Annotated in this window: 13 protein-coding genes, 1 pseudogene and 1 riboswitch; of the genes and pseudogenes, 5 read left to right on the top strand and 9 right to left on the bottom strand. The window is 69.8% G+C overall.

Annotated elements, in window-relative coordinates; translation table 11 throughout:
• Positions 1-145: 145 nt before the first annotated feature.
• The 3 genes and pseudogenes from ABZ396_RS07135 to ABZ396_RS07125 all read left to right on the top strand — a co-directional run.
• Positions 146-430: pseudogene (locus ABZ396_RS07135) on the top strand (type II toxin-antitoxin system RelE/ParE family toxin); the annotation flags it as partial.
• A 48-nt stretch (positions 431-478) separates the two neighbouring features.
• Positions 479-1,057 carry a hypothetical protein gene (locus tag ABZ396_RS07130; RefSeq protein WP_358916521.1) on the top strand — a complete coding sequence of 193 codons (579 nt, stop codon included), beginning with the start codon at positions 479-481 and terminating at the stop codon, positions 1,055-1,057.
• Between the two features lie 45 nt (positions 1,058-1,102).
• Entirely contained in the window at positions 1,103-2,002 is a 900-nt protein-coding gene (locus tag ABZ396_RS07125) for a helix-turn-helix domain-containing GNAT family N-acetyltransferase (RefSeq protein ID WP_358916519.1), read from the top strand.
• A gap of 81 nt (positions 2,003-2,083) precedes the next feature.
• On the opposite strand, the gene ABZ396_RS07120 is transcribed toward ABZ396_RS07125, so the two are convergent.
• From ABZ396_RS07120 to thrC, 6 genes are all read right to left on the bottom strand, one after another.
• On the bottom strand, positions 2,084-3,637 hold the full coding sequence (locus tag ABZ396_RS07120) for a carboxylesterase family protein (RefSeq protein ID WP_358916517.1): 1,554 nt from the start codon (positions 3,635-3,637) through the stop codon (positions 2,084-2,086).
• Between the two features lie 377 nt (positions 3,638-4,014).
• Positions 4,015-5,142 carry an NADH:flavin oxidoreductase gene (locus ABZ396_RS07115; RefSeq protein WP_358916515.1) on the bottom strand — a complete coding sequence of 376 codons (1,128 nt, stop codon included), beginning with the start codon at positions 5,140-5,142 and terminating at the stop codon, positions 4,015-4,017.
• A gap of 308 nt (positions 5,143-5,450) precedes the next feature.
• A complete protein-coding gene (gene groL / locus ABZ396_RS07110) occupies positions 5,451-7,073 on the bottom strand; it encodes a chaperonin GroEL (RefSeq protein WP_358916513.1) in 1,623 nt (540 codons plus the stop codon).
• Positions 7,074-7,502: 429 nt separating this feature from the next.
• The gene (locus ABZ396_RS07105) at positions 7,503-7,709 is read right to left on the bottom strand and encodes a cold-shock protein (protein ID WP_164304865.1); all 207 of its coding nucleotides are present in this window, start codon (positions 7,707-7,709) and stop codon (positions 7,503-7,505) included.
• A gap of 478 nt (positions 7,710-8,187) precedes the next feature.
• Positions 8,188-8,463: a MoaD/ThiS family protein gene (locus ABZ396_RS07100; RefSeq protein WP_358916511.1), complete on the bottom strand. Its 276-nt coding sequence runs from the start codon at positions 8,461-8,463 to the stop codon at positions 8,188-8,190.
• 49 nt (positions 8,464-8,512) lie between these two features.
• Positions 8,513-9,796 carry a threonine synthase gene (gene thrC / locus ABZ396_RS07095; RefSeq protein WP_358916509.1) on the bottom strand — a complete coding sequence of 428 codons (1,284 nt, stop codon included), beginning with the start codon at positions 9,794-9,796 and terminating at the stop codon, positions 8,513-8,515.
• 18 nt (positions 9,797-9,814) lie between these two features.
• A riboswitch (SAM riboswitch) is annotated at positions 9,815-9,977 on the bottom strand.
• Positions 9,978-10,133: 156 nt separating this feature from the next.
• Here thrC and ABZ396_RS07090 point away from each other — a divergent pair.
• Both ABZ396_RS07090 and ABZ396_RS07085 read left to right on the top strand, forming a co-directional pair.
• On the top strand, positions 10,134-11,078 hold the full coding sequence (locus ABZ396_RS07090; protein WP_358916508.1) for a glucosyl-3-phosphoglycerate synthase: 945 nt from the start codon (positions 10,134-10,136) through the stop codon (positions 11,076-11,078).
• Between the two features lie 94 nt (positions 11,079-11,172).
• On the top strand, positions 11,173-12,597 hold the full coding sequence (locus ABZ396_RS07085) for a trehalose-6-phosphate synthase (RefSeq protein ID WP_358916506.1): 1,425 nt from the start codon (positions 11,173-11,175) through the stop codon (positions 12,595-12,597).
• A 43-nt stretch (positions 12,598-12,640) separates the two neighbouring features.
• Here ABZ396_RS07085 and otsB read toward each other — a convergent pair whose 3' ends face one another.
• From otsB to ABZ396_RS07070, 3 genes are all read right to left on the bottom strand, one after another.
• Positions 12,641-13,492 carry a trehalose-phosphatase gene (gene otsB / locus ABZ396_RS07080; RefSeq protein WP_358916504.1) on the bottom strand — a complete coding sequence of 284 codons (852 nt, stop codon included), beginning with the start codon at positions 13,490-13,492 and terminating at the stop codon, positions 12,641-12,643.
• 82 nt (positions 13,493-13,574) lie between these two features.
• Positions 13,575-13,808, bottom strand: a complete 234-nt coding sequence (locus tag ABZ396_RS07075) for a DUF3263 domain-containing protein (RefSeq protein WP_358916502.1) — start codon at positions 13,806-13,808, stop codon at positions 13,575-13,577.
• A 17-nt stretch (positions 13,809-13,825) separates the two neighbouring features.
• On the bottom strand, positions 13,826-15,073 hold the full coding sequence (locus ABZ396_RS07070; RefSeq protein ID WP_358916500.1) for an extracellular solute-binding protein: 1,248 nt from the start codon (positions 15,071-15,073) through the stop codon (positions 13,826-13,828).
• Positions 15,074-15,172: the final 99 nt, after the last annotated feature.

Genomic DNA, 15,172 nt, shown 5'->3' with positions numbered 1-15,172 from the left:
ACGGCCGAAGTGACGGGCGAACAGACCGCGGATCACAGACGGGGCCCCCGCCAGAACACTCCGGCGGGGCCCCGACCACGGAAAGGGCCGAACGTCAGCCCTTCACACAGACGACCTGCTTGAGCTTGGCCACGACCTCCATAGGAAGGCCGAGTCGACCGGCGCCACGGACCATCTGTTCATCGACTTCGAGCGCGTGGTCTCGTACGACAACACGGTCTCCGACGACAGCCGCGCCCATGAGGTGTACGCCACCAAAGCGACTGCCGCAGCAGTACGAGCGCTTACCGAAGACCCACGCCCCAAGGCGGCTCGCGCCCTGGGGACATCCGGGTACTACCGCCTGCACGTCGGCACTTGGCGAGTGCTCTACCGGCCCGACGGCGACGCCGTCACGGTCCATGTACTCAATGCCGGTCGCAGCACCTGACATCACGTCCTGGCGGCGTTGTCAGCGCCGTATGCCACGCTGGTTCGCATGAACCACTCCCAGCTGACCGCTCTGGGCCGTGCCCTTCGCCTCATCGGCGAGCATGGGGAGGCCCTGACCGCCGGCACGCCCGACGCCAAGCTGCACGAGGTCAAGGACGACCTCCGCCGCGCTCTCGACCTGCTGGAGGAGGGCGTCAGCGCGGCCGCGCCCAGTACCCGGTGTGCCGAGCATCCGCAGGGACCTGTGGACAAGAGCGCTCCGGATCTGTGCCTGTTGTGCGAGACGCGGCGGCGGGCCGCACGGCGGTCGGAGTTCGGGGGTGGGCCGCGGCCGGTGCACGGTGAGGCGGCCGCGGTGCCTTCGATGTCCCGTTACGGGGTGCGGGCCGACCGGCCGCAGCCCCAGCAGCGGTGGCTGCCGGAGGCGTGGAACGGCCGGGAGTGGGAGCTGTGCGGCACGCCCCGTCGCGACCGACGCGAGGCGGAGCTGTATATCGCGGCACAGCGACGCGGGTCCCGGCCGGCGATGGCCTACCGGCTCGTCCACGAGTTCACCGACTACGAGGTGCTCCGGGTGTGGGGCACTCCGGTGCACATGGACATCGAGCCCCTCGGCAACCTTTAGCGGCTGCCCCTGGCCCGGGCGCGGTTCTCTGACTAAAGTCAGAGAATGGATGGGGCGCAGATCGAGCAAGTACGGCGGTTCAACCGCACCGTCACCGAGCGCGTGGGCGTGCTCCACGACCGCTACCTGGGGCGCGACCGGCCGATCGGCGAAGCCCGGCTGCTCTGGGAGGTCGGTGATCAGGGCCAGGACGTACGGCGCCTGCGCGAGCGACTCGGGCTCGATTCCGGATACGTCAGCCGGCTGCTGCGCTCCCTGCAGTCCGCCGGCCTGGTGACGGTGGAGCCGCAGCCCGAGGACAGGCGGGTACGCACCGTACGGCTCACCGAGAAGGGCCGGGCGGAACGCGCCCTGCTCGACGACCGCAGCGACGAACTGGCCGGCTCCCTCCTGGATCCGCTCAACACCGCACAGCGCGCCCGGCTGGTCGCGGCCATGGACGAGGTCGACCGACTGCTGACGGCCGCGACCGTCACTCTGGACGCCGTGGACCCCGACCATCCCGACGCCCGGCGCTGCCTGCTGGCCTACTTCGCCGAACTGCAGGAGCGCTTCGACACCGGCTTCGATCCCGCACGCAGCCTGCTGCCCGACGCGGGTGAACTCCGGCCGCCTCGCGGCCTGTTCCTCGTCGCCCGGCTGCATGGCGAACCCATCGGCTGTGCCGGTGTGAAGCTGCCGCCCGGAGCTCCGGCGGAGATCAAGCGCATGTGGGTCGCCCCCCATGCCCGCAGACTCGGCCTCGCCCGCCGGTTCCTGACCGAACTGGAGGCGCGGGCCGCCCAGCACGGCCGCGACACACTCCGCCTGGACACCAACAAGGCACTCACCGCCGCGATCACCCTTTACCGCTCCTTCGGCTTCCAGGAGATCCCCGCCTTCAACGACGAGCCGTACGCCCACCACTGGTTCGAGAAACGGATCACCGCACCGCAGCCGAAGTGACGCTGGAGACCGCGCAGCACATCACCTGTGCGTCGGTCACCGTGGCGCGTGTAGCGCGCGGGCCCGCCCGGATCCGAGTGGTCAGCCGAGCAGGGGGGAGGGGGTGAATTCGTAGCCCTCCCAGAGCTTCCTGCTCCGCTCCTCCGGGTACGGCGTCACCGTCGGTGTCACGTCCAGTACCTGGGTGGGGCGGTCCTGAATGTCGAAGGCCGGCCAGCCCGGGTCTCCCGTCCTCGCGAACGCCGTCCACGCCGCGCGGAAGCGGGTGGACAGGGCCTCCGCCTCAGGGGTGACGCCCGTGCCCGCCCAGAGGAGGTTGGCGAGGTCCGCCTCGAACGTGCCGAACAGCAGCGGGATGTCCAGGCCGTGGCAGGCGCCCAGCAGCCCGTCGCTTCCCGGGGCGCCCCAGGTCAGTTCGTACAGGTGGGCCCGGCCGCCGCCCGCGGTCTGTGCCTCCGCCAGGCGCAGGGACGGTATGCCGAAGAGCCAGTCGGTCTGCACCCGTTCGTACAGCTCGCCCGCCGACGCCTCGGGGAAGGCCGCGCGGTAGGCCCGCACCCCCGCCTCGCCGCCCGGCGCGAACAGGCGCAGGGCGCCGGTCGCCTGCTCGTCCGTGATCTTGCCGTACATCCCGCCCATGACCAGGAAGAGGCGGTACTCGTCGCGGTTGTGGCCCACGAGGAGATCAACGTCCCGAGCGGAGCCGGAGGCCAGCGCCTGCCAGGGCGTGGTGGGCAGCACCTCGCCGTCGACCACCGGCGCGAACGGCGTCACCGTCGGCGCGATCTGGCCCCAACGGCCCATGTACTGGGGCATCTTGACGCCCAGCGACTGCCCCACGTCCGGCAGCCGGCGCGGGTCGGTCGCCGCGAGGTCGGCCAGCGTGGGGCGCAGGCCGGCCTCCGCCGCGAGGGCCTGCGCGATGTCATCGGCCAGTTCGGTGGAGAAGAACGTGCCCGGGACGCTCTGGGCGATCGCCCGCCGGAACAGCCCCCGGGCCCTCGGCATCGCCAGCAGCGAGGCCACCGACCCGCCGCCCGCCGACTCCCCGAAGACCGTGACCTGGTCGGGGTCGCCGCCGAAGGCCGCGATGTTCTCCCGCACCCACTCCAGCGCCGCCACCTGGTCCAGCAGGCCCCGGTTCGCCGGCGCCCCCTCGATCTGGGCGAAACCCTCCATGCCGACGCGGTAGTTGAGGGAGACCACGACCACATCACCGTCGCGTGCGATGTGCTGGGCGTCGTAACCGGGGCTGCCGGAGTGGCCGAGCTTGTAGGCGCCGCCGTAGATCCAGACCATCACCGGGCGGCGGGCCGCCGGGTCCGGGTCGGGTGTCCATACGTTCACCGTCAGCCAGTCGTCGCCCTCGGGGGCCTCCAGGACGCCCGTGCGCGCCTGGACGCCCAGGTCCTGCGGGGGCGGCGGTCCGAAGGCGTACGCCTCGCGCGTCCCGTCCCACGCGCGTGCCGGGCGTGGCGCCGCGAACCTCGCCTCCCCGACCGGGGGCTCGGCGAACGGTATGCCCCGGAAGACCGCCAGCCCGTCCTCCCGCAACCCGCGCACGGCACCGGCGGCGGTGCGGACCACCGGCCCCTCGGTCACGGGGGCCGGGTCCTGGGGCACGCTTGTCGTCATGATCGCTCACTTTCGACAGCTGATCGCTGCCACGCTCGGGGGCTGACTCACTCCTGCTGCCGCCCTGGACGGCTGGTCGCTCCCGGCTTCACGGCCGGTCACTGATGGAACGTCCGGCACTTCGCACGAGTGCCGAACACCCCTCACCCGAAAGGGTGAAAGCTGCCCTGTCCCGGGAGAACCCGCATGTCAGCCGTGCTCGGCGACGACGCCCTGGCCTCCGCCCAGTCGATCTCGTACACCGTCTCATGGGCCCGCGGATCCCGCGCATGGAAGGTATGTGGAAGGTATATCGGGGCTGCGTCGCCCTGCGTACGCGTTCGCCCTCGGGTTCTTCCGGCTGGTCGCCGGATGAACCCGAGGGCGAAGGGGGTGGCTCAGATCAGGGTCTTCAGCGATGCCGCCTCGTACGGGTTGAGCTCGTCCGTACGGCCGCTGAGGACCTTCGCGGCCCACTCGGGGTCCTGGAGGAGGGCGCGGCCGACGGCGACCATGTCGTACTCCTCGCGCTCGAGGCTGTCGAGGAGGTCCTCGATGCCCTTGACCGAGGAGCCCTCGCCCCGGAACGCGCCGATGAACTCGCCGTCGAGGCCGACCGAGCCGACGGTGATGGTGGGCCTGCCGGTGAGCTTCTTGGTCCAGCCGGCCAGGTTGAGGTCGGAGCCCTCGAACTCGGGGAGCCAGTAGCGCCGGGTGGAGGCGTGGAAGACGTCGACACCGGCCGCCGCCAACGGGGTGAGGATCGCCTCCAGCTCCTCGGGGGTCTCGGCGAGACGGGCGTCGTAGTTGTCCGACTTCCACTGCGAGTAGCGGAAGATCACCGGGAAGTCCGGGGAGACCGACGCGCGCACGGCGGCCACGATCTCCGCCGCGAACTTCGTACGGGCGACCGGGTCACCGCCGTACGCGTCCGTACGGCGGTTGGTGCCCGCCCACAGGAACTGGTCAAGGAGGTAGCCGTGGGCGCCGTGCAGCTCGACCCCGTCGAAGCCGATGCGCTCGGCGGCGGCCGCGGCCTCGGCGAACGCGCGGATGACGTCGTCCAGATCCTCCCGGCTCATCGCCTTGCCCTCGCCCTCGGTGCCGTCCAGGCGGATGCCGGAGGGGCCGACGGCGGGGGCGTCCGCGTACGGAGGCTGGCCCTGCTTGCGCACCATGCCGATGTGCCACAGCTGCGGGACGATCGTGCCGCCGGCCGCGTGCACCCCCTCGGCCACCTTCGCCCAGCCCGCCAGCTGCTCCTCGCCGTGGAACCGCGGGATACTGCTGCTCTGCCCGGCGGAGTCATGACCGACGTACGTGCCCTCGGTGACGATCAGACCGACACCGGCGGCGGCCCGGCGGGCGTAGTACGAGACCACGTCCTCGCCGGGGACGCCGCCGGGGCTGAACTGCCGGGTCATGGGGGCCATCACGATCCGGTTGGGGACCGTGAGCCCGTTCAGGGTGATCGGACGGGAGAGGATCTCGGCCGCGCGGGAGGCGGGGGGCGTGGTGACGGTCACGTGGGGGGCTCCTCGTGAGTAGGCAGTAGACCGAACGGTATGTGCACACGCATCCAGTGCGCACAGAAGACAACGACCTACCCGGACGTGCCCATTCCCGCTTCCGCGCGGATGCTGTGTGACCCGGGACACGGGCCCGCCCCGGCCCCACGGCCGCCCCGGCCGGCCGACGGGCGACTCCCGCTTCGGCGACCGCGGTTCCTTGCCGTCGACGCCCCCGTCCGGACCGGCCGAAACGCCCGAGGGCGGCACCCCCTGTGAACAGGGAGTGCCGCCCTCGGCAGGACAGGCGATCAACCAGGGGTCGATCAGAAGTCCATGTCACCGCCCGGCATGCCGCCCGGAGCGGCCGCGGCGGCCTTCTCCGGCTTGTCGGCGATGACGGCCTCGGTGGTGAGGAACAGCGCGGCGATGGAGGCCGCGTTCTGCAGAGCGGAGCGGGTCACCTTCGCCGGGTCGATGATGCCCTCGGCGATCATGTCGACGTATTCGCCGGTCGCGGCGTTCAGACCGTGGCCGACCTGAAGGTTGCGCACCTTCTCGACGACGACGCCACCCTCGAGACCAGCGTTGATGGCGATCTGCTTGAGCGGGGCCTCCAGGGCGAGCCTCACGGCGTTGGCGCCGGTCGCCTCGTCACCCTCGAGCTCCAGCTTCTCGAACACCGCGGAGGCCTGGATGAGCGCCACGCCACCACCGGCGACGATGCCCTCCTCGACGGCCGCCTTCGCGTTGCGAACGGCATCCTCGATGCGGTGCTTGCGCTCCTTGAGCTCGACCTCGGTCGCGGCACCGGCCTTGATGACGGCGACGCCACCGGCGAGCTTGGCCAGGCGCTCCTGGAGCTTCTCGCGGTCGTAGTCCGAGTCGGACTGCTCGATCTCGGCGCGGATCTGGTTGACCCGGCCCTGGACCTGCTCGGTGGAGCCGGCACCGTCGACGATGGTGGTCTCGTCCTTGGTGACGACCACCTTGCGGGCGCGGCCCAGCAGGTCGAGCGTGGCGTTCTCGAGCTTGAGACCGACCTCCTCGGAGATGACCTCGCCGCCGGTGAGGATGGCGATATCGTTCAGCATCGCCTTGCGGCGGTCGCCGAAGCCCGGGGCCTTGACCGCGACGGACTTGAAGGTGCCGCGGATCTTGTTGACGACCAGGGTCGACAGGGCCTCGCCCTCGACGTCCTCGGCGATGATCAGCAGCGGCTTGCCCGACTGCATGACCTTCTCCAGGAGCGGGAGCAGGTCCTTGACGGAGCTGATCTTGGAGTTGGCGATCAGGATGTACGGGTCGTCGAGGACGGCCTCCATACGCTCCATGTCGGTGGCGAAGTACGCCGAGATGTAGCCCTTGTCGAAGCGCATACCCTCGGTGAGCTCCAGCTCCAGACCGAAGGTCTGGGACTCCTCGACGGTGATGACGCCTTCCTTGCCGACCTTGTCCATCGCCTCGGCGATGAGCTCGCCGATCTGGGTGTCGGCGGCGGAGATGGAGGCCGTGGAGGCGATCTGCTCCTTGGTCTCGACGTCCTTCGCCTGCTCGAGGAGAGCACCGGAGACGGCCTCGACGGCCTTCTCGATACCGCGCTTGAGGGCCATGGGGTTGGCGCCGGCGGCGACGTTGCGCAGGCCTTCCTTGACCAGGGCCTGGGCGAGGACGGTCGCGGTGGTCGTACCGTCACCGGCGACGTCGTCCGTCTTCTTGGCGACTTCCTTGACCAGCTCGGCGCCGATCTTCTCGTACGGGTCCTCCAGCTCGATCTCCTTGGCGATGGACACACCATCGTTGGTGATCGTGGGGGCGCCCCACTTCTTCTCAAGGACGACGTTGCGGCCCTTGGGGCCGAGGGTGACCTTGACGGCGTCGGCGAGCTGGTTCATACCGCGCTCAAGGCCGCGCCGCGCCTCCTCGTCGAACGCGATGATCTTGGCCATGTGAAGTGGTCCCTCCAGGACTGGGGGTGAGTCTTCGGACCGCGCCCGCGCCCGCGACGGACGGCTCGCCGACCCGTGGGTTCCTTGCCCCACCCGGCCTGCGGGCCTCACCGACCCGGTCCATCTTTGTCACTCTCACCTTCAGAGTGCTAACGCCAATGATTAGCACTCGCCCATCGAGAGTGCAAGGCGCGCTCGCGAAGCGAGTGTTCGTTGAGGAGTGGCGGTCGGGCGACGGGCGGGCGCAAGCGCCTCCCGAGGACTGGGCCGCCCCTCGACCGCACCTCGACTCCGGCACCGCGCCGCGCGCCCGGTGGCGCGCTCGCGCGCTCGCCCCGGGCATGCCAAAGGGCTCGTAACCCATGGCTCCCATGGGTTACGAGCCCTCCGACAAAGAAAGAAGAACGACGCTGTCAGTCGGCGCGTGCTTCAGCTGGTCGCGAGCCGGACCATGTCCGCCTGCGGCCCCTTCTGGCCCTGCGAGATCTCGAATTCGACCCGCTGACCTTCCTCCAGGGTGCGGTAGCCGTCCATCTGAATCGCGCTGTAGTGGACGAAAACATCCGCACCACCGTCGACCGCGATGAAGCCGTACCCCTTCTCCGCGTTGAACCACTTGACGGTGCCCTGAGCCATGCCTAACTCCCCTATTACTGGCCCTTGCACAGATCCACACTTCGCGGATCCGGGTCAGACCTCACCCCCCACAGGTTGGGGGCGTGCGCCGGAACGCGTCGACCGCGGCTGAATGTATCTGTCCAACTGCCGTCTGCAACAGGTCAATCGGACGAGAATTCTGGACCGGAAGGGTCCGGAATGTAGTGAGAATTCGGCCGACTTCAGGGCAAGTCGGGCCGCATAAAAGCCGCAAAAGCCGCATATAACCCGCACACTTTGGCTACTTATTGTCGGGCCTGCGGAATGAATCCGGGGCTTCCACCCCGGAGATCAGGAGCGCGTTCCCCAACTCTACCTCGCTCAACCACACTGAATTGCCCCCTCCGCTTCTCTCACGGAGGGGGCAATCGGATGAACAGTCGGTGATGGGTATTACCGAAGGTAATGTTCGGTCATACGGCCATCACGACAGCCAGGTCAGCGGGGTCACCGGGGCTCAGCCGCCGGCGACGGCCGGGATGATGGACACGCCGGCGCCGTCCGGGGTGGCCGTCTCCAGGCCCTGTTCGAAGCGCACATCGTCGTCATTGACGTACACATTCACGAACCGGCGCAGCTTGCCCTGGTCGTCGAGGACGCGGGCGGCGATCCCGGTGTGGTTCTTCTCCAGGTCGGAGATGACCTCGCCGAGGGTGGTCCCGTCAGCGCTTACTTCGGCCTGGCCACCGGTGTAGGTGCGCAGGATGGTGGGGATGCGAACGGTGACGCTCACGTTTCAAACCTCCGGTTAGAGCAACGCCCTGCTTTTGGACGACTGCCTGCTAGGCCAGCCCAGCCTCGCGGAACGACTCGAGAGTGGGCCGGATAGTCGCCGTAAGCCCGGTGCCCGCCACGGCGTCCAGCGTCTTCAGTCCATCACCGGTGTTCAGTACAACGACCGACTTCGCCGGATCGATCAGCCCGTTCTCAATGAGCTTCTTGGTGACTCCGACCGTCACCCCGCCGGCGGTCTCGGCGAAGATTCCCTCGGTCCGCGCGAGCAGCTTGATCGCGTCGACGACCTGCTCGTCGGTGACGTCCTCCACCGCACCGCCGGTACGGCGCGCGATGTCGAGGACGTACGGCCCGTCGGCCGGGTTGCCGATGGCGAGGGACTTGGCGATGGTGTTGGGCTTCTGCGGCCGCACCACGTCCTGGCCCGCCTTGTAGGCCACCGACACCGGCGAGCACCCCTCTGCCTGCGCACCGAAGACCTTGTACGGCTTGTCCTCGACGAGCCCGAGCTTGATCAGCTCCTGCAGCCCCTTGTCGATCTTCGTGAGCTGCGAGCCGGAGGCGATGGGAACGACCAGCTGGTCGGGGATCCGCCAGCCGAGCTGCTCGCAGATCTCGTACGCCAGCGTCTTGGAGCCCTCCGCGTAGTACGGCCGCAGGTTGACGTTGACGAAGCCCCAGCCCTCGCCGGCCGAGTCACCGATCAGCTCGGAGCAGAAACGGTTCACGTCGTCGTAGTTGCCCTCGATGCCGACGAGTTCGCCGCCGTAGATCGCGGCCATGACGATCTTGCCCTGCTCCAGGTCGTGCGGGATGAACACGCAGGAGCGGAAACCGGCCCGGGCGGCGGCGGCACCGACCGCGCCGGCGAGGTTGCCGGTGGAGGAGCAGGAGAGCGTGGTGTAGCCGAAGGCGCGGGCGGCCTCGACGGCCTGGGCGACGACGCGGTCCTTGAAGGAGTGCGTCGGGTTGCCGGAGTCGTCCTTCACATACAGGCCGCCGGTGACGCCCAGTTCCTTCGCCAGGTTGTCGGCCTGCACGAGCTTGGTCCAGCCGGGGTTGATGTTCGGCTTGGTCGCCACGTCCGCCGGGACGGGCAGCAGCGGCGCGTAGCGCCAGATGTTCGCGGGACCCGCTTCGATCCGCTTGCGCAGCTCCTCGGTTTCGTAGGCCGAGAAGTCGTACGCGATCTCGAGCGGGCCGAAACACTCCTCGCAGGCGAACACCGGGCCGAGCGGCACGCGGTGACCGCATTCGCGGCAGCTCAGGGCGGCGGCGGGACCGAGGTCGACGGTCGTAGAGTTGGTGGTGGCAACAGTCTGCGCAGCCATGTGAGGCGAGGCCCTTTCTCCTCATCTTCCTCACGACGCATCTCGCCGTGAGACGGATTTGGCACCTTCCCTAGCCGGGAGCCTCGCGAGCGATCGACAGTGATCAGCGATCCACGAGTAACCGACTGGAGGGTTGCCGGGGCTTCATCGGGCCGTGTCCCTCTGCCCCTCTGGATGAGCGGTATGCAGTTGTCGACGCACGGTGACTCACGACATGCGATGGTCATCGGCGTTGTTCAAGACTGTAACCGAAGGCCAGGACAGTTGAGAGAGTCGTCCGAACCGCGAGATGGATCACACCTCGCAGTGTGACCGTGACAGTGAGGAGCCGCTGACTGTGCTGGAAGAAGTCGAGCGCTGGCTGGCCACCCGCTCCTGGTCCCTGAACGATCGCCCGCTGCACCGGATACTCGCCGCCAAACAGCGTACGGGTCAGTCCGTCTCCGTCGTGCTGCCCGCCCTCAACGAGGAGGAGACGGTCGGCGACATCGTCGCGATCATCCGTCACGACCTCATGCGGCAGGCGCCGCTCGTCGACGAGATCGTGGTCGTCGACTCCGGCTCCACCGACCGTACGGCTGCGGTGGCCGCGGCGGCCGGCGCCCGGGTCGTCCACCGCGACACGATCCTGCCGCGCGTCCCCGCCGTCCCCGGCAAGGGCGAGGTCCTCTGGCGCTCCCTCCTGGTCACCACCGGGGACATCGTCTGCTTCATCGACGCCGACCTGAAGGAGTTCTCCTCCGACTTCGTCTCCGGGATCGTCGGCCCGCTGCTGACCGACCCGGACGTCGACCTGGTCAAGGCGATGTACGACCGCCCGCTGGCCGGGGCCTCCGGCCAGGGCGGCCGGGTCACCGAACTGATGGCCCGCCCGCTGCTGAACATGCACTGGCCGCGGCTGGCCGGGTTCGTACAGCCGCTCGGCGGCGAGTACGCGGCCCGCCGCTCACTACTGGAACAGCTCCCCTTCCCGGTCGGCTACGGCGTGGAACTGGGGATGCTGGTGGACGCCCTGCACCTGGTGGGCCTGGATGCCCTCGCCCAGGTCGACGTCGGCGTCCGCAAACACCGCCACCAGGACGGCCAGGCCCTCGGCCGGATGTCCGCCGCGATCTACCGCACCGCGCAGCTGCGGCTGGCCCGCGGGCACCTGATCCGGCCCGCCCTGACCCAGTTCGAACGGAGTGAGGACGGCTTCGAGCCGCGCACCTACTCCGTGGACACCGAGGAACGGCCGCCGATGGCGGAGATCGCCGAATACGCCGAGCGCCGGGTGGCGTGAGCGTGGCCTGACCTGGCCGTACGGCCGTACACGTTGGCGCGCCGGGGCGTACCCGTACGTTTGAGCGTTTCCGGGCCGGGCTAGGTTGAGGCGTATGGCTTCCACCGGCGGTGCACAGGTGCTGGTCGCGTCGAATCGCGGCCCGGTTTCGTACGAGATGCGCGAAGGCGGTGCGCTGCACGCCAAGCGCGGCGGCGGCGGACTGGTCTCGGGCCTGTCTGCCATCGGGACGGACGCGAACGCGGTGTGGGTGTGCGCGGCGCTGAGCGACGGGGACCGGGAGGCGGTGCGGCAGGCCGAGGGCGGCCGGCTGCCGGCGCGGGACACCGGCGGGCAGCAGGTCCGGATGCTCGACATCGACGCGGACGTGTTCTCGGACGCGTACAACGGCATCGCGAACTCGGTGCTCTGGTTCGTCCACCACATGCTCTACCAGACCCCGCTGGAACCGGTCTTCGACGCGGAGTTCCGGCGGCGGTGGGGTTCGTACCAGGCCTACAACCAGGCGTTCGCTCAGGCGCTGGCGCAGGAGGCGGGCGAGGGCGCGGTGGTCGTCATCCAGGACTACCACCTGGCACTGGCCCCGCGGATGCTGCGCCGCCTGCGGCCGGATCTCCGTATCGGCCATTTCTCCCACACCCCGTGGGCGCCGCCGGACTACTTCCGGCTCCTGCCCGACGACATCGCGGCGGAGCTGCTGAGCGGGATCCTCGGCGCCGATCACGCGGCGTTTCTGACCCGGCGGTGGGCGGACGCGTTCGTGGACTGCTGCCACGCGGTGCTGGGCCCGGGGGTTCCGGCGGCCGGTGAGACCCGGATCGGGGTGCACGGGCTGGGGGCCGACGCGGAATTCCTGCGCAAGCGGTCGCACGAGCCCGATGTGGACGAGCGGATGCGCGCGCTGCGGGAGGAGATCGGGGAGGGCCGCAAGACGATCGTCCGGGTGGACCGCACCGAGCTGTCGAAGAACATCGTGCGGGGACTGCTGGCCTATCGGCAGCTGCTCGACGACCACCCCGAGTGGCGGGAGCGGGTGGTGCATGTCGCGTTCGCGTACCCGTCGCGGCAGGACCTCGCGGTGTACCGCGACTACACCGCCGAGGTGCAGCGGGTCGCGGACGAGATCAACTCGACGTACGGGACGGCGGGTTGGACGCCGGTCGTACTGCATGTGAAGGACGACTTCGCGCGGTCGCTGGCGGCTTACCGGCTGGCCGACGTGGCGCTCGTGAATCCGATCCGGGACGGCATGAACCTGGTCGCCAAGGAGATTCCGGTGGTGTCGGACGAGGGGTGTGTGCTGGTGCTCTCGCGGGAGGCGGGGGCGTACGAGGAGCTGGGCGAGGACGCGGTGGTCGTGAACCCGTACGACATCGGGGGGACGGCGGAGGCGTTGGCGCAGGCGTTGGCCGTGCCGGGGGCGGAGCGGGCGGAGCGGTGCAAGCGGTTGGCCGCGGCGGCCACCGCGTTGCCTCCCGCGCAGTGGTTTCTTGAGCAGCTGAGGGCACTGGGCCGGTGAGTCCCGCCCCCGCCGGCCCTGCCTTCGCGTACCTTCGCGCCCCTTACGGGGCGCTCAGCTGAGCCAGGCTACGCAGTAGCCGTACCACTCCCTCCGGGCCGTCCACCACCAGGTCGGCCCGGTCCGCCAGCTCTGTCACCTCTGTGCTGCCGCTGCAGACCAGCAGCCCCGGTACGCCCTCCGCACGGAGCTTTTCCACGGCGGCGAAAGCCGGCAGGTCGCCCAGGTCGTCGCCGGCGTAAAGCACTGAACCAGCGCCGATCTCCCGCGCGTACTCGCGCAGCGCCACGCCCTTGTCCATGCCCGGGGGGCGCAGTTCCAGGACCAGGCGGCCCGGTTCGACGATCAGCCCGTGGCGGGTGGCCAGATCGGTCAGGGGGGCGCGGAGCGCCTCGAAGGTGGCCTGGGGGTCGTCGGCTCGGCGGGTGTGGACGGCTACGGCATGGCCCTTGTCCTCGATCCAGGTGCCACGCGCTGCTCCTACCCGCTCGAGGAGGGCCGGGAGTTCGGCGCGGACGGCGGCAATGCCGGGGTGCGGGGGCGGAGCGGTGATCTCGCCGCTGGCCGCGTCCCAGCGTTCGGCGCCGTAGTGGCCGAGGACGACGAGGCGGTCCAGGCCGGGGACGCCGGCGAAGCCGCCGTAGCGGACGGCCACCTCGGCCGGGCGGCCGGTGATGACGGCGATGGCGGCCACCTTCGGGGCGAGGGCGGCCAGGGCCGGTACGGCGTCCGGATGAGCCCGGGCCTGCTCGGGGTCGGCGACGATCGGCGCGAGGGTGCCGTCGAAGTCGAGACCGACCAGGGCGCTGCGCGGCCGGGACAGGAGAGCGGCGAGGCCGTCGCGACCGGCCGGGGTGCGAGGCGTCGGGAGGGGTTCCGTGGTGTGGGTGCCCATACCGCGACCCTATCGGCGACGCCCTGGGAACCGCGCGACAAGCCCCCACCGGCCCGCACGCGCACCCCGTCCCAAGGCCCCCTCAGCGCTCCGACCGCCGTGCGTCGCGCACCCTCCGCAGCCTGTTCACCGTCACCGGATCGTGGGCCAGCGCCCGTTCGTCGTCGAGGAGGGCGTTGAGGAGCTGGTAGTAGCGCACGGGCGCCAGGTCCAGTTCCTCGCGGATTGCCCGTTCCTTCGCGCCGGGGCTCGCAAAGCCCCGGCGTTCCAGGGCGAGGATCGCCTGTTCGCGCGAGCCCAGTTCTTGCCGGTCCATGTCGAGAACGGTAACGCTCAGTCCGTCTTCGTACGGCTGTCGGCCGCCGTCGCCTCGGCCTTGAGCCGGGTGAGAACGGCGGTCGGGTTGCCTGTCGGCGTGACCGCCGTGCCTATCTGCTTCTTGACGTCGGCGCTGACGGCGGCCCAGGAGGTCTTGCCGGCCGGGTACAGCTCGGAGGTCGGCAGCTGTTCCAGGAAGGGCAGCAGCTGCTTGTCCTGGGCCCGGGGGGAGTCGGTCATCGTCTGGGAGGCGGACGTGGTGACCGGCAGCAGACCGTACTCGCGGGAGAAGTCGAGGACGTTCTTCTCGCTGTAGACGTAGTCGAGGAAGTCGCCGGCCTGGTCCGCGTGGCCGTTCTGCCTGAACGCCGCCATCCAGTCGGTGACGCCCATGGAGGCGGTGGTGGTCTGGCCGGTGCGGGCCGGCATCGCGACCATGCCGAACTTCACGCCCTTCTTCTCGGCCTGCTTGATGAGGGCGGGGTGGCCGTTGAGCATGCCGACCTGGCCGTCGGCGAAGGCGGCGAACGCGGTCGCGCGGTTCAGCTTGCCGGGGGCCGTCGGCCCGGTCAGGCCCTTGCCCACCAGCTCGTCCTTGAGCCAGGTGAAGGTGTCGATGTTCTGCGAGGAGTCGATCGTGTACGTGCCGATGTCGTCGGTGTAGCCGCTGCCGCCGCTGAGCAGCCACTGCATGGTCTCCGCCTGAGCCTCCTCGGGGCCGAGCGGCAGCGCGTAGGGATACTTCACCCCGTGCGCCTTGAGCGCCTGCGCGTCGGCCGCCAGCTCCTCCCAGGTGGTGGGCGGTGTGATGCCCGCCTCGGCGAAAAGGGTCTTGTTGTAGAAGAGGACGCGCGTAGAGGCGGCGAAGGGTATGCCGTACTGCGCGTGGTTCCACTGGCCCGCCTCGGCGAGCTGGGAGGGGAAGTCGGCCTGGACCGGGATGGAGAGCAGCTCACCGGCCTCGTACAGCTTGCCGGCGGCCGCGTAGTCGGCGTACGCGCCGATCTGCGCCAGGTCGGGCGCCTTGCCGGCGTCGACCATCTCCTCGACCTTGCGGTCGACGTCGTTCCACGAGTAGACGGTGACGTCGATCTTCACGTCGGGGTGCTTGGCCTCGTACGCCTTGGCCAACCGGTCCCAGTACTTCTGGGAGCTGTTGGCGGCGGAGTCCCCGTAGTCGGCGGCGACGAGTCTGAGGGTGACGTCCGAGGATCCCGTCGTCCCACACCCACCGAGGACCGCCGTCATGCCCGTTGCGGACATCACCGCGACCATTGCTGTCCTACGCCGCCGCACGTGAACTACCCCTGCCCAACTGTCTCGCCGTTCAATATGTGGACCCGTTAGGTCTACACCACGCAA

This window comes from Streptomyces sp. NPDC005866, from assembly GCF_040629895.1.
Classification (GTDB): domain Bacteria; phylum Actinomycetota; class Actinomycetes; order Streptomycetales; family Streptomycetaceae; genus Streptomyces.
The sequence above is the reverse complement of the archived record's forward strand: the minus strand, read 5'-3'. Positions and strand labels throughout refer to the sequence as shown.

Excerpts from the sequence above, each read along its gene's own strand:
- ABZ396_RS07130 (WP_358916521.1), top strand. The coding sequence starts at position 479 with ATGAACCACTCCCAGCTGACCGCTCTGGGCCGTGCCCTTCGCCTCATC.
- ABZ396_RS07125 (WP_358916519.1), top strand. The coding sequence starts at position 1,103 with ATGGATGGGGCGCAGATCGAGCAAGTACGGCGGTTCAACCGCACCGTC.
- ABZ396_RS07120 (WP_358916517.1), bottom strand. The coding sequence starts at position 3,637 with ATGACGACAAGCGTGCCCCAGGACCCGGCCCCCGTGACCGAGGGGCCG.
- groL (WP_358916513.1), bottom strand. The coding sequence starts at position 7,073 with ATGGCCAAGATCATCGCGTTCGACGAGGAGGCGCGGCGCGGCCTTGAG.
- ABZ396_RS07105 (WP_164304865.1), bottom strand. The coding sequence starts at position 7,709 with ATGGCTCAGGGCACCGTCAAGTGGTTCAACGCGGAGAAGGGGTACGGC.
- thrC (WP_358916509.1), bottom strand. The coding sequence starts at position 9,796 with ATGGCTGCGCAGACTGTTGCCACCACCAACTCTACGACCGTCGACCTC.
- ABZ396_RS07085 (WP_358916506.1), top strand. The coding sequence starts at position 11,173 with ATGGCTTCCACCGGCGGTGCACAGGTGCTGGTCGCGTCGAATCGCGGC.
- otsB (WP_358916504.1), bottom strand. The coding sequence starts at position 13,492 with ATGGGCACCCACACCACGGAACCCCTCCCGACGCCTCGCACCCCGGCC.
- ABZ396_RS07075 (WP_358916502.1), bottom strand. The coding sequence starts at position 13,808 with ATGGACCGGCAAGAACTGGGCTCGCGCGAACAGGCGATCCTCGCCCTG.
- ABZ396_RS07070 (WP_358916500.1), bottom strand. The coding sequence starts at position 15,073 with ATGTCCGCAACGGGCATGACGGCGGTCCTCGGTGGGTGTGGGACGACG.